The sequence below is a fragment of the Paenibacillus macerans genome, from assembly GCF_900454495.1.
Lineage (GTDB): Bacteria > Bacillota > Bacilli > Paenibacillales > Paenibacillaceae > Fontibacillus > Fontibacillus macerans.
On sequence record NZ_UGSI01000001.1, the window covers coordinates 1743698 to 1755961 of the forward strand.

Annotated in this window: 11 protein-coding genes and 4 pseudogenes; 5 read left to right on the forward strand and 10 right to left on the reverse strand. The window is 48.5% G+C overall.

Annotation, left to right across the window (positions count from 1 at the left end; translation table 11 throughout):
* Window positions 1-331: 331 nt before the first annotated feature.
* The 4 genes from DYE26_RS07965 to DYE26_RS07980 form a co-directional block, all read right to left on the reverse strand.
* Window positions 332-1102: a DJ-1/PfpI family protein gene (locus tag DYE26_RS07965; protein ID WP_051985478.1), complete on the reverse strand. Its 771-nt coding sequence runs from the start codon at window positions 1100-1102 to the stop codon at window positions 332-334.
* Window positions 1099-1743, reverse strand: coding sequence for a DUF2306 domain-containing protein (locus DYE26_RS07970; RefSeq protein WP_036623456.1), 645 nt, complete (start codon window positions 1741-1743; stop codon window positions 1099-1101). The genes DYE26_RS07965 and DYE26_RS07970 overlap by 4 nt, the downstream gene beginning before the upstream one ends.
* Window positions 1744-1786: 43 nt before the next feature.
* Window positions 1787-2818, reverse strand: coding sequence for a DJ-1/PfpI family protein (locus tag DYE26_RS07975; protein WP_036623458.1), 1032 nt, complete (start codon window positions 2816-2818; stop codon window positions 1787-1789).
* A gap of 68 nt (window positions 2819-2886) precedes the next feature.
* A complete protein-coding gene (locus DYE26_RS07980; protein ID WP_115311194.1) occupies window positions 2887-3102 on the reverse strand; it encodes an SHOCT domain-containing protein in 216 nt (71 codons plus the stop codon).
* 211 nt (window positions 3103-3313) lie between these two features.
* On the opposite strand from DYE26_RS07980, the gene DYE26_RS07985 reads away from it, so the two are divergent.
* The 4 genes from DYE26_RS07985 (at window position 3314) to DYE26_RS08000 (ending at window position 7588) form a co-directional block, all read left to right on the forward strand.
* The gene (locus DYE26_RS07985; RefSeq protein ID WP_036628261.1) at window positions 3314-4000 is read left to right on the forward strand and encodes a response regulator transcription factor; all 687 of its coding nucleotides are present in this window, start codon (window positions 3314-3316) and stop codon (window positions 3998-4000) included.
* A 1-nt stretch (window position 4001) separates the two neighbouring features.
* Window positions 4002-5336 carry a sensor histidine kinase gene (locus DYE26_RS07990; protein WP_036623462.1) on the forward strand — a complete coding sequence of 445 codons (1335 nt, stop codon included), beginning with the start codon at window positions 4002-4004 and terminating at the stop codon, window positions 5334-5336.
* 330 nt (window positions 5337-5666) lie between these two features.
* Window positions 5667-6479: a CPBP family intramembrane glutamic endopeptidase gene (locus tag DYE26_RS07995; protein WP_036623465.1), complete on the forward strand. Its 813-nt coding sequence runs from the start codon at window positions 5667-5669 to the stop codon at window positions 6477-6479.
* A gap of 707 nt (window positions 6480-7186) precedes the next feature.
* The gene (locus DYE26_RS08000; RefSeq protein WP_036623467.1) at window positions 7187-7588 is read left to right on the forward strand and encodes a hypothetical protein; all 402 of its coding nucleotides are present in this window, start codon (window positions 7187-7189) and stop codon (window positions 7586-7588) included.
* A 64-nt stretch (window positions 7589-7652) separates the two neighbouring features.
* On the opposite strand, the gene DYE26_RS08005 is transcribed toward DYE26_RS08000, so the two are convergent.
* The 6 genes and pseudogenes from DYE26_RS08005 to DYE26_RS08025 all read right to left on the reverse strand — a co-directional run.
* Window positions 7653-7829, reverse strand: a complete 177-nt coding sequence (locus DYE26_RS08005; RefSeq protein WP_240534143.1) for a WCX domain-containing protein — start codon at window positions 7827-7829, stop codon at window positions 7653-7655.
* A 52-nt stretch (window positions 7830-7881) separates the two neighbouring features.
* Window positions 7882-8628: a type I methionyl aminopeptidase gene (gene map, locus DYE26_RS08010; RefSeq protein ID WP_036623469.1), complete on the reverse strand. Its 747-nt coding sequence runs from the start codon at window positions 8626-8628 to the stop codon at window positions 7882-7884.
* Window positions 8629-8635: 7 nt separating this feature from the next.
* Window positions 8636-9220, reverse strand: a complete 585-nt coding sequence (locus DYE26_RS08015) for a TetR/AcrR family transcriptional regulator (protein WP_036623471.1) — start codon at window positions 9218-9220, stop codon at window positions 8636-8638.
* Between the two features lie 248 nt (window positions 9221-9468).
* Window positions 9469-9591, reverse strand: a pseudogene (locus DYE26_RS34810) (DJ-1/PfpI family protein); the annotation flags it as partial.
* A 17-nt stretch (window positions 9592-9608) separates the two neighbouring features.
* Window positions 9609-9777: pseudogene (locus DYE26_RS34815) on the reverse strand (IS5/IS1182 family transposase); the annotation flags it as partial.
* Window positions 9778-9804: 27 nt separating this feature from the next.
* Window positions 9805-10235: pseudogene (locus DYE26_RS08025) on the reverse strand (transposase); the annotation flags it as partial.
* Window positions 10236-10629: 394 nt separating this feature from the next.
* Between DYE26_RS08025 and DYE26_RS08030 the strand changes: the two are divergent.
* Window positions 10630-11987, forward strand: a pseudogene (locus DYE26_RS08030) (IS4 family transposase).
* Window positions 11988-12264 lie beyond the last annotated feature (277 nt).

A 12264-nucleotide genomic window follows, 5' to 3' on the forward strand; every position in this document is an offset into this window, starting at 1 on the left:
CGATTAAATATACTATGGATATATAATATCTTTAATTTGTCATAAGATGGGTCTAGTAATCTTGTCCGGCGTTGTTGCCAGTAAATGGAACATCACCTCAAACGCATAATCAGTGGCTTGTGAGTTTTCATAGCACTCCTCCATTCGAATTAAAGACTTCACGTATCTATGATAACTTTGTTTTGGATAAGATGCAAGTCAGTCCCAAGAAAATTTAGCCAAACCCAGGCCAGTTGTATTCTTTTGGCCTGTGATCGAGCCAACAACAGCGGACAGGCCAGGGTGTTTTGCATCATCCTAGTCTGCCGCTGTTGCTCTTATCGGATCGGTATTAGTTTTCGTCAAAATGGATCGGCGCAATGCCTTCCGCTCGCCACACCGTGCCTCTTTTCTCGTACTCGAATAACTGTTCTACAGCATTTGCGATTTGAGGACCTAACTCACGATCAACCAAATACAAGGCCACATCAAGACCCGAAGTCACGCCTCCCCCGCTTACGAAGCGAGGACCATCTTCAACGACTCTTGCTTCAATCGGAATTGCACCGAGAGCTCCTAACGCTTCCATGCCTATTTGATTGGTAACCGCATGTCTATCTTTCAACAAACCTCCCATCGCAGGCAGCAGTGTACCACCGCATACTGTAGCTACAATAACTTCCTCATTGTTAAAAGCTTGTTTCAATTTCTCCGACAAGCCCGTCATCATGGCCTTCTTTAAAATATTCGGAATGGTATCTTCCGAATTTCCTGCTGGCTTGCCCGAAGCCCCGGGCACCAAAATGATTCCAGGACGCTTGGGGTCTAATGCAGCTTGCGCTTCGAGAGCCGGCCCGTTCAGACCGCTCGGGACAGAACGCTTGCCTTCCGCGGAAACCAATTCCACAGTAACTGCTCCGTTTGAGTACATTCCCGCAGCAGCAAATACTTCGTATGGTGCTAATGCGTCCAGCAGATCGAAACCATCGAACAAGACGATTTGAACATGCATCCTTTTGTCTTTGAATGGATCATTATTTTTTTTTGAATTCGCACTTGCTGCAGAGGTAACTAGACATAGAACTAGTACAAACGACATGAGTACTCCTATAATTTTTTTCATCCTACCACTGCCTTTCTGGATCGATTGATATTTCTGATAATGATGTTAGGAATGATCAACAGCAGCACAATAGAGCCGTAAACCCCTATTGTATAGCTGGTAGCGTAGTTGAGACCAAATCCCTGATAAAAAAGGGAGGTGATGAGATGAATTGTCATGTTCGTAAAACAAAAGGCGTAACTTCGGATCATCCAGTTCCGGTGCCGAATGATGCGTTTCTTTTTGATTTGTACAAGCGCCGTAATGGTGATAAACAGCCATATTAGATTAAGAGCGTTGAACCCCATACTGCTTATTTTTCCTCCGGTAGCATAAGGAGCCATATATCCGGAAGTAATCACGACAAGAAGGACGGATACTAAATAAACGTAGCCGTTTATACGGTGGAACTTGCGGCTTTTTTCAAGGACGCGGTTGGAGAAGTTGAGCAACCCTGTCGCCATGGCGATGCAGGCAAACGCAACATGAACGTGCATAACGTTGATCCAGACCGGAAGATTAAGTTCGCGCTTCAGGCCGATTTTATGGCTTATAAACGCCTTTGCTTCGGGATCGATAATAAAATTGGCCACCAAAGCGTAAAGGATAAATAGAATACTGATGCAGGCCAATAAGCCGTATGATATTTTCCACTCCTTCATGCGATCCATCCCCTCATTTTAATTGCCAAATCGCATTTATGGGTTAGGTAACACGCTTGCCTGTTAATTTGGATGCAGGCAGTATGCCGGCCCTGGCGAATCCAATCATGTCATCTCCACGCACGGTAACTTCGAATTTTAGATTTAACCGCATAGGTTTCGTGACGCGCAGCGACCAGGTGAGCTTATTGTCCTGAAGTAAGGGATTTATAAACTCGACCGTCTCATCCCCTTGTGTAGCCTGGCCTTGGACCAACCCATTCCTTATGGAAATGGAGAGCTTGACCTCCAGTTTTCCAACAGGCGTAGCAATTGTTGTATCCCAATCCCCGTCGAAGTCAGATTCTCCGGGTAATTTTATATCCGGGGTATCATAAATCATCCCCATATTGTTCGTCGCGTTCGTTTCTTCGTCGGTCTCTGCCTTGTGAGAGCCAGGCGCCCTTCCTTCTTCCCGCCAGACCGTTCCTCTCCGTTCGTATTCGAACAGTTGCTCTACCGCGTGCGCGATGCGCGGTCCAAGCTCGCGTTCCACCAGATACAGCGCTACATCGAGTCCCGAAGTAACGCCGCCACCAGTGACCAGGTTGCCGCTATCCACTACGCGTGCAGGAACGGGAATGGCTCCGGTTGCTCCAAGTACATCCATGCCCAGATGATGCGTTACCGCTGGTCTGCCCTCCAAGAGCCCTCCCATGGCCAGTAACAGGGAACCGCCGCAAACCGTGGCAACGATGATGTCATTTTGCCCGAGTGCTTGCTCAATCATTTCAACCAATTCGGTATTCAGTGCCCGCGACAGAATGGCTGGGGGCGAATTCGGCCCATCTCCTTCGACGTCGCCCGACGCGCCAGGTACAAGAATGATGCCTGTTCGTTCCGGGTTCAGTCTGCCACTCGCTTCAATTTTTAACCCGTTGATGCCGCTGGTGACGGATCTCGGCCCTTCAGCGGTAACGAATTCTACGCTTAACGCGTGTTCAGCATACATTGCCGCGGCACAAAAAACTTCGTAAGGTGCAATGGCATCCAGAAGGTCAAAGCCATCAAAAAGCACGACTTGAACCGTTAACATCCATAAACCTCCTCATATTCAAAGTCAATAGATTGATCCTCGAACCTGCGGATCGTATCAGGGAAAAGTTATTTTGTCAGAAGATCCTTCAGCCTGTGATATTCCTTCTCGTCGATTTCACCACTCGCCATCCGACCTTTTAGAATCAATGCGATGTCACGGTCTTTTGGATTGGAATCTCTGTAGCGATGACGAATCAGATAAATTCGAATTGCGACAAAAGAAAAAAGCGTAAGACAAAATAGAGCACCGAATGGAAAAAATGAGAAACTTCCGTATTCCAAGTTTGTCAACCTCCTTCATCCGTTTTTGCGTAGAACGGGCCCTAACTCGCGATATTTGCTGTCCGACTCGGCAAGAAGTATCGTAACAAACGAGTATCTCAAATGAAGTTGTATAAAGGTCACAAAACAATAAACAAATCATCACAAATTAGGTGGTTCTGTTTGTTGCATGGGGTTAAATGATAAACTAGTTTTCAAAGGTGGGATATTCATGAGTGAAATCAGTACCATACTGGTTGTAGACGATGATCAAAGCATTGTTGAACTATTGAGCGACTTTTTAGAGTATGAAAATTATCGCGTTATAACCGCTTGCGATTCTGTTCAAGCTTGGACATTGTTTGAGCAGAATTCCATTCATTGTATTGTTCTTGACATCATGATGCCGGGTCAAAACGGGTTTGAGTTATGTCGCCGGATTCGGGAGAAGAGTAACGTTCCGATCCTTTTCTTGAGCGCACGCAGCGACGATGTGGACAAGATTCGCGGCCTGACGCTCGGCGGCGATGATTATATTGTCAAAACCGCTTCACCCGGTGAAATTGTAGCCAGGATAAAAGCTGTACTACGACGTTCTGTTTCCCAACTGCAAATGAGTGAGAGAATCTTGGATTTTGGCCGCATCAAGCTAAATCTATCCACAAGAGAAGTATTCGTGGATGGGAAGAGTGTAGTGCTCACCCCGAGGGAATATGAATTATTGCGATTATTTGCCGAACACCCCAGGCATGTTTTTTCATATGAACAGATACTTTCGAAATTTTGGAATGGGGTAGGTGACAGGCATACGATTCGGGTGCACATCGGTCGACTTCGCGAGAAAATTGAATCCGATCCGAACCATCCTCAATACCTAGTCAACGTATGGGGAATAGGGTATCGCTTCGAGGGAGGTTAAGATGAGAACACTTCGTATTCGTTCGTTTACTATACTGCTTTTCTTCTTCTTAATGTTAGTGCCGTGGATCTTTTATGTGACAACACACTTCATAGAGACAAAAACGCTCAGCTTCGCAAAAAACGGAGCTCAAGCCGAGATTCTGCAAGGACAATGGATCGAGAAGATCGTACAGCTGATCGAAACCAATTCGAACAAATGGAGGGATCCGAATTGGCAAAACCAATTGCATCATGAGTTGCAACAAGCGAAAATGGAAGCGGCTATTCTATCTGCATCAGATCAAGAAATTTACCGTTCTAATCCACAGAGCCATGGCATATTGCCTTCTACCGAACGGTTCTCCATTATAGAGGACGGGCATTTGCTCGGAAAGGTCATTATTTATCTTCCGAAGTCAAATGCGGCTAAGTTCATTTCGATATTTACCGGGCTATTGTTAGCTTTTTTTATTGTCGGTGTTGAAATGCGAAGGTTTCTTCTTAAGCCTCTCGAAAAGATGAGCTTTGCAGCCAGAAAAGTCGCTGCAGGAGATTGGGACGTAGAGTTGCCTGGATCCTATATCACCGAAATCTCTGAGGTACGCGATGCATTCGAAATGATGGTGAATGGAATGCAAAAAGCTTTTCAAAAACAAGCGGAATTGGAAGAAGAGCGCCGATTCGTCATTACAGCTGTCGCTCATGATTTGCGTACCCCATTGTTCGCTTTACGAGGTTACTTGGATGGTCTGGAACAAGGCATTGCCCAATCCCCGGATAAAATAACCAAATATTTGGCCGTTTGTAAGGAAAAATCGGCGCAATTGGACCGGTTGGTAGAGGACCTGTTCACATTTACAAAGATGGAGCATGTGCAGATGGATCTTCATCATCAGAAGATTGATATTAAATTCATCATCCTGAAATCGATTGACAGTTTAAGTCCGCTAGCTCGCCAAAAGAACCTCTCGATTTCGACCCATATTGAAGACGACTGCTTCATTAACGGTGATGTGCATTTATTGGAACGAGCGATGAACAATTTGTTGGATAATGCCGTCAGACACACACCCTCGTATGGTGAAATTGTTGTTCAATGTTATAAAGAAGGTAACAAAATAAAGTTTATGATCCGTGATACCGGCCCGGGCTTCTCCTCGGAAGAACTACATCGAGTTTTTGAACCTCTATATCGTGGTGAAGCATCTAGAAATCGTTCAACTGGAGGTAGCGGATTAGGGCTGACCATTTCACAACGAATTGTAAGGCTTCACGGAGGTGAGCTCTCCGCAGGCAACCATTCGGAAGGCGGAGCGCTGCTAACGGGTTGGATACCTGTAACTAACCCAGGCTAAAATCGAAGAACGAACGTTACTGGACAATTTTCCTGATCACAATAAGGAAACATCCCCTGAAGTTCTTTGCTTTGTGGGATAGCGCCAGCAGATAAAAGGCATACCTCAAATACCCTGATTGAAAAGCCATGATACCAAAAGAATTACAATTAGCCATGGAGCCTCCGTCTTGGACGCAGTTTCCGCTCATGTTATGATAACTTAATCAACACAAATCATTTCCGAAAGGTTGAGATTTTCCTGCCATCGGTAACGACCATTGCAATGAAGCTCTTGGGAAAAGATCCTGAGAGCTTTTCATTGTAGATGAACAGAAAAGGAGAAATAAACATGATTCGGAAATCAGCATTGATTGTGTATCTGATCATTTCTTTCGGTTGGACATGGGGGTGTTGGATTTCAGCTTATCGGTGGAGCAGATCGACAGACCATTTTTTACGAACGGATATGACGATTTTTCATCTTGCCGGAAATTTTTCCATTGTTCAACTGTTATTCGCACTAGGCGTGTTCGGTCCTTTGCTCGGATTCCTTGCGGTCCGTACCCGAGAGGGAGTTATACTGTTCAGACGTCCGGGTCGAGCTGATATCCGTTTCGCATTATCTATTCCGATCGTGATCGCAATTCCGATGTTCGTACTCAGCATCCTGCTCAGCAGTTTGGCGGATGCAACATGGCAAGCGGTTGCGTTATCCGTAATCGGATATTTCATTTCAAATGTGCTGACAAGCGGAACCGAGGAGTTTGGTTGGCGCGGATATCTGTATCCTTATTTGAAGACAAGGGAACAAGATTTCTGGCACGCTGCATGGAAGGGGGGCTTCATCTGGGCATTATGGCACTATCCGTTGCTCTTTATTTTGTATGTGGACGCGGGGCTGGCTGTTCTTGTGCCTTCTCTGATTGGATTTACAGCGTCCATCGTCGCCATGAACTATATCACCAATTTTATCTTTGAACGATCAGGCTCCATCCTGCTTGTGATGGTGTTGCATGCCTTGAACAATACGGTCAGTTTTACTTTGATCAGTCTGTACCCGGAAACACCGTTCACGATTGTGAGCAGTCTGATGGCGTGGGCGGTTGTCGGATACTTGGAGAAAACATGGACAACTGGCGGCTGGCCGAGGACGAGTGAATGAACAGATCAATGTAGTGGTAATCTGGCAAGATAACTACTGCATGATATCCCGTTTCAGTCATTCGGCGTCCATTTAGCCGTACAGTGGTGAGAGCCACTACCCGCTGCTCGTGTCTGCGATCAGCCAGTTCGCTATCGACTGACGCGACAGTTTCACCCCTGACCGCATAAACAGTTGTTCCTGACGATAACGGTGCAGCACCCCACGTATTTCTGATTCACCACAATCGATGGCGAGGTCGAGTGCCCAGACACCATGGGCACAGGTATGAGACAGGTGAGGATTGGCGCGTATCGTTTAAGCAGGGCATGCTGAACATTTCGCTTTTTAGCCGTGCACGACGGGTCTAGCGTGCAGCAGCGCGATGATGACGATAAAGCTCCTGGATGACCAGCAGTTCTTTGACAGACCTCGTGTCAGCCGAGTTGTCGCCGCTCGCTTTCGTTGACGAGAGCTGGGCGGCGATTTCTTACGCTTGGATAATTTCGCAGAGCTCATTTTTTCTTGAGCAGTGTGTGAACGAATACTGGTAAGCAGTTTTAATTAGTCGAATATAAAAATAAAACCCGGATAAATCTTTGATCGTCTCGATCTGTCCCATCTTGAGCATCTCCCCGTCCCCATAACCTTTCGCTTCTCTCTATGAATAGGATACAGGAGTCTTCTGTTGCGGTCTATTCCCCCACGATTTATTGGGGGATTTCTGCTTGTTTTTTCCGGGGATTTCACTTTGCTCTTTCGGGGTACTTTTAGTCTACATTACACACTCGATTAGCCGGCTGCCCGAAGCGTTGGATCTTCCTGTCGAACCGCGCTTGCACACGAGTTATCTGCCGCAGGAGATGATTCGTTTTATTGGTCGTACATGGGAGGGGGCGCCTCTTGAGGAGCATCATCTTATTGAATTTTCCCGTTTTTACTACAAAGAGTGGCTTGAGCGGTTGAATCGGCAAAAACCGCGAATTGAACAAACGAAAAAGGCCTTTCGTGACTCCTCCCTTCAGATGGATGAGATCGACCAAGAGGTAAAACGTTTGGATAACAAGTGGGAGCACCTTCATTCGTCTGTTGAAGAAAAAAGGGAAACCTTTAAAAAGGTTATGAAATGAAGCAAATTGAACTGCAGATGATCGGAGAAGCCGGATCTTGACGGGAGATCAGCTGGGGTTCCAATCACGTGCACGATTCATCGTATAACGGGCACATGGTTTGCGCTTCCGCCCGGACCGCGTCCCTCATCTCGGCGGGCATGAGCGCTTTCGCTTGTCTTCCATAACCGAGCACAATGGAGCAAGCGGAGTCGAGCGTATGGAACTCGACCTCCTCCTCGACCCATCCATTGGCAGGCAAAGCTGTGGCAGCCTCCGCAGCCGACCATCCCGTTGGTCGACTACTAATCATTCTATTGCGCCGTCAGGATTTGTGGACCTTCAGCCGTGATGGCGATCGTATGCTCGTATTGGGCGGCAAGCTTACGGTCCAGCGTCCGCGCGGTCCAGCCGTCCGGATCGATTGTCATGTAATAGGTGCCTTCGGTGATCATGGGCTCGATCGTGAACACCATGCCTTCCTTGATGCGGGGGCCTTTGCCGGGATTGCCGATATGCACATAAGTCGGCTCCTCGTGCAGGTCACGACCGATGCCATGGGCGAGAAGGTCGCGCACGACGCCGAAGCCGTGCGACTCCGCATGCCGCTGGATCGCGCTTGTCACGTCACCGAGCCGATTGCCGGGCTGCGCCTGCGCGATGCCGAGGTCAAGGCATTCCTTCGTGACGCGCATCAGCTTCTCGGCCGTAGGCGAGATCTTCCCGACCGCATAGCTCCAGGCCGAATCGCCGAGCCAGCCGTCGAGCTCCGCAACCGTGTCGATCGTCACGATATCGCCTTCCTCAAGTGGCTTATCGCTAGGAAATCCATGCGCGATCACGTCGTTGACGGAGGCGCACGTCGCATATGGATAGCCCTTGTAGCCCTTCTCGTATGGCTTGGCGCCATGCTTCAAAATAATGTCCTCGAATATGCGATCAATCTCGTTCGTCGTGATGCCCGGTTTGATGAGCGGGGCGATCGTGCGATGGCATTCGGCCACCACTTGGCATGCCTTGCGGATGGCCTCAATTTCATGCTTGCTTTTTAGGATAATCATGTTCGTATCAGGACTCCTTCGTAATAGCTTGCATTGCGAGCTGGGCGATTCGATCGACGTCCAACTCGGAAGCGCCCGTATAGTAGCGTAGCCCGCTGCAGCCGACCAGCACGACAAGCATATGGTCGACGCTGTCGTCTTCGCGCCGGGCGATCGATTGAAGCGGGACGTACAAGCGTTCCATGAATCGTCTCTTGACGGGGTGCCGATCCTTCTCAGGCAAGCCTGCATAATGTTCCGCCGCCATTTTGTAGACGAGATATGCGCGGGCATCCGACTGCCACAGCCGGAGCAACGCCTTGCAATACGTCAACAGTTGACTATCATTCGGGCTTCCGCCTCTGATATTCGCCCATTCTGCCAGGGCTTGCTCGCATCGCTCGAAGCCGCTATCCAGCACATCTTCGATTAATAAATGTCGGTTGGGGTAATAATGGTATACCGTGCCGTAACCGAGTTTGGCCTCGCGGGCGACGTCGCGAATATCAAAGCTGCCTCCCGTGCGGAAGTAGGCGTGCGCGGCGGCGTCCAGGATCTGTTCTCTGCGCTGCATGCGGATCAGCTCATTTTGTTCTTTGGTACGGGGGCACATGGACGAATGAACCTCCTTGTTTAGACCTGCAAATTTGTCGATGAAAATATAATAAAGCATGGGGCGAGGAGATGCAAATATTCAGGCGACAGTAGCAGCATTAAGTTCCTCACGGATAACGATCGTTGAACTTTGCTCAGCTGCGAATCTCGAAAAGCGAGCCCCATGTAGAGAAAGGGAGCTCGCTTTTTTAAACGATGATTTTGTCTTTCGTTGTGTCATAAAAGCGAGGCAGCAAGTTGTACAGATTAGGGCGATTTTGGACTCATATTAAAGTCGACCGGCGCAATGCCTTCCGCTCGCCACACCGTGCCTCTTTTCTCGTACTCGAATAACTGTTCTACAGCATTCGCGATTTGGGGCCCTGATTCGGGTTTGCTGAACGATTTTTATCCCGCGCTTCATTCAGCAAATTCAGATCGGTCGGATACGCCACATCCGCCGGGGCGCAGGTGGCGTCCACCAACAGTGTCCCTTGATTCGGTTGTTCTGGCGTTTCCGACGCCGCGGTGGAATCGATGGCCTCATCGGTCTCAAGTTCGGACGCTTCCGGTGGCGCCGCCGATCACGTTGCTTGGATCGTTGTCATCGTCTCTCATTTCCTTCGCGCCCTCGGTGGCGATGATCTCGTTCAGCTCGGCCAGCACGTCCGTCAGACGTTTGCGGAAATGCGTCATCATGGAATGGTGGAACGGCGGCTTCATGACAAATCCGGGCAAAGGAATGAAGTATTGCATATAGGGATTCTCGCTGATCGACGCCAGGGTTTCTCTATCGGTCAACTGCATGCGCTCCTGAATGATCAGCGCGCCGAGCCCATCCGCAGGCTGATCGTTTGCTGACCGCGGAAGGTGTCTTTGAAGAAACGACCGTATTTCTGTTCAGCCGCCGCCCACGACACCAACTGAGCCAACTGAACCCAGCGATTCCCTTCATCCAGTTTTCCGCCGAAGGGAAGAAAGAAATCGCCAGGCAGGATCAATTGATTGTCGAGGTGTGCTGTCGTCTTGAACATTTTCATCGCTCCTTCTGCAAGGATTTTGGGCTGTTTTCCGAAGATTCCTTTGCATATGATTTCGACATACAAATCCCGAATCCCTTGTGCTTACTCGACCGAACCCCATAATACTGGAGGTACTCTTCTTTTTCAAAGTTCAATATAATTCATTACAGGAATAGCTCCTAACATTTTTTGTTTTAACAAAAGAGTAAGCGATTACAGTAGGCAACGGAGTTCCTTGATTTTCTTTTATGTTACATAACTCAACTTTTGCACCTAGAAAATCAATGTAAAACCAGTTGTAGAACGGTCTTACGGTCTGTTGAATAGCCAGCTTGCCAAAATAGAAAAACACCACTTCGTTTGGTAAAGTGAGAGTGTCAAGCCATCACTACCAGACAGAACCATCATGATAGACCATCAGCCCGATCTGAATCAACTGCCAAACGAATTAAAGCCTGCTTTTCAAGAACTGAAAGTGATGAAACATCTTCAACAAGCCGGATTCCGTAAGCGATTTGGCTTTAGCTGTGCTCGGCTATTCCAACTCGTCTTTGTCCTTCTGTTTCACCAGAAGAATTGGTTTCGACTGCTCGAGAGCAGCAAGGGCGACTCCTTTCCCGGCAAGGATGCCGTCTATCGTTTCCTCAACCATGCAGGCTTTGCCTGGCGTCGTTTTCTGACGTCGCTCAGCGTCGCGACGGTGCAGAAGGTCAGCGTGCTTACGTCGGCAGATCGGACACCGTCTTCATCGTCGACGATTCCATGTTCGAACGCAACCGCAGCAAAGCCGTTGAGTTGCTGGCCAGGTTCAAAGATCATGCCACCGGCGCTTATTACAAGGGATTTCGTATGCTCACCATGGGATGGTCCGACGGCCATACCTTCCTGCCGCTGGACTTCGCGCTGCTCAGTTCCGGCAAATCTGCCATTAACGGCATGAACGAGAAGATCGACAAACGGACGAACGGGTATAAGCGACGTCAAGAAGCACTCCTGTCGGCTCCGCAGGTGATTGTATCGATGTTGGATCGCGCGCTTGCCGCCGGAGCCACGGCCTCCTATGTCTTGATGGACAGTTGGTTCACGCACGCGCCCCTCATTGGCGAGATCGCCTCCCGCGGGCTCGACGTGATCGGCATGGTCAAGAACGACAATAAGCGTTTCCTTGTTCAAGGCCGGAAGCTGTCGCTCAAAGAACTATACACCGCAGCGTCTCCGGTGCAAAGCAAGAAACGAGGCATCCTTCGTTCGATTCGAACCGAGCTTGCCTCCGGCATACCGGTTCACGTGGTATTCGTCCGTCATCGCACGAAGAAGAACGAATGGCTCGCGGTGCTGACGACGGATCTTTCCCTCTCCGTGGAGGACGTGATCCGTATTTACGGGATCCGCTGGGGCATCGAGGTCTTCTTCAAGTGCACCAAGTCGCTGCTTCGTTTGCAGAAGGAGTTTCAAGGCCGCTCCTATGATTTACTGATCAGCCATACGACGATTGTATTCTCCCGCTATATTTTGCTGGCCTGGCAGCATCGGCAAAGTACGGATGCTCGCTCGTTCGGCGGTCTGTTTTATGTGTTGTGCGACGAAGTTGGCACATTGGACTGGGCCATCGCCTTGCAGCAACTGCTCGATCTGATCAACGAAATCACTACGAAAGCAGGAAAAAAGCTTTCGGCTCTGATTCAACGTCAACTCCAGCAATGGATTGCAACTTTACCCAGCTACATCAAGGCCTGTTTGCCCATTTCATGCTGCGAAAGTTGAGTTACATAACCCTTCCCTCCCATTAAATTTCATAGCTATCAGAAAAAGATACTGAAGCAATATCATGTTGTCTACTATATGATGACGATTGAAATCAGAATATGTAACAGAAGAGATCAAAATTATTATGTTACTATCTTTTCTGATTCTTATGAAGTCGCTTTTTGCGGATTGGATGCCCGTTACAGAACAAACATTGTCATTAGTTTTGAAAAAGAATATTACGTTACCTCGGGCAACACCTACAGAGTGGTGACAACAGCCACTATCAAAGAGA

Excerpts from the sequence above, each read along its gene's own strand:
- DYE26_RS07985 (WP_036628261.1), top strand. The coding sequence starts at position 3,314 with ATGAGTGAAATCAGTACCATACTGGTTGTAGACGATGATCAAAGCATT.
- DYE26_RS07995 (WP_036623465.1), top strand. The coding sequence starts at position 5,667 with ATGATTCGGAAATCAGCATTGATTGTGTATCTGATCATTTCTTTCGGT.
- DYE26_RS07990 (WP_036623462.1), top strand. The coding sequence starts at position 4,002 with ATGAGAACACTTCGTATTCGTTCGTTTACTATACTGCTTTTCTTCTTC.
- map (WP_036623469.1), bottom strand. The coding sequence starts at position 8,628 with ATGATTATCCTAAAAAGCAAGCATGAAATTGAGGCCATCCGCAAGGCA.
- DYE26_RS07965 (WP_051985478.1), bottom strand. The coding sequence starts at position 1,102 with ATGAAAAAAATTATAGGAGTACTCATGTCGTTTGTACTAGTTCTATGT.
- DYE26_RS08015 (WP_036623471.1), bottom strand. The coding sequence starts at position 9,220 with ATGTGCCCCCGTACCAAAGAACAAAATGAGCTGATCCGCATGCAGCGC.
- DYE26_RS07970 (WP_036623456.1), bottom strand. The coding sequence starts at position 1,743 with ATGAAGGAGTGGAAAATATCATACGGCTTATTGGCCTGCATCAGTATT.
- DYE26_RS07975 (WP_036623458.1), bottom strand. The coding sequence starts at position 2,818 with ATGTTAACGGTTCAAGTCGTGCTTTTTGATGGCTTTGACCTTCTGGAT.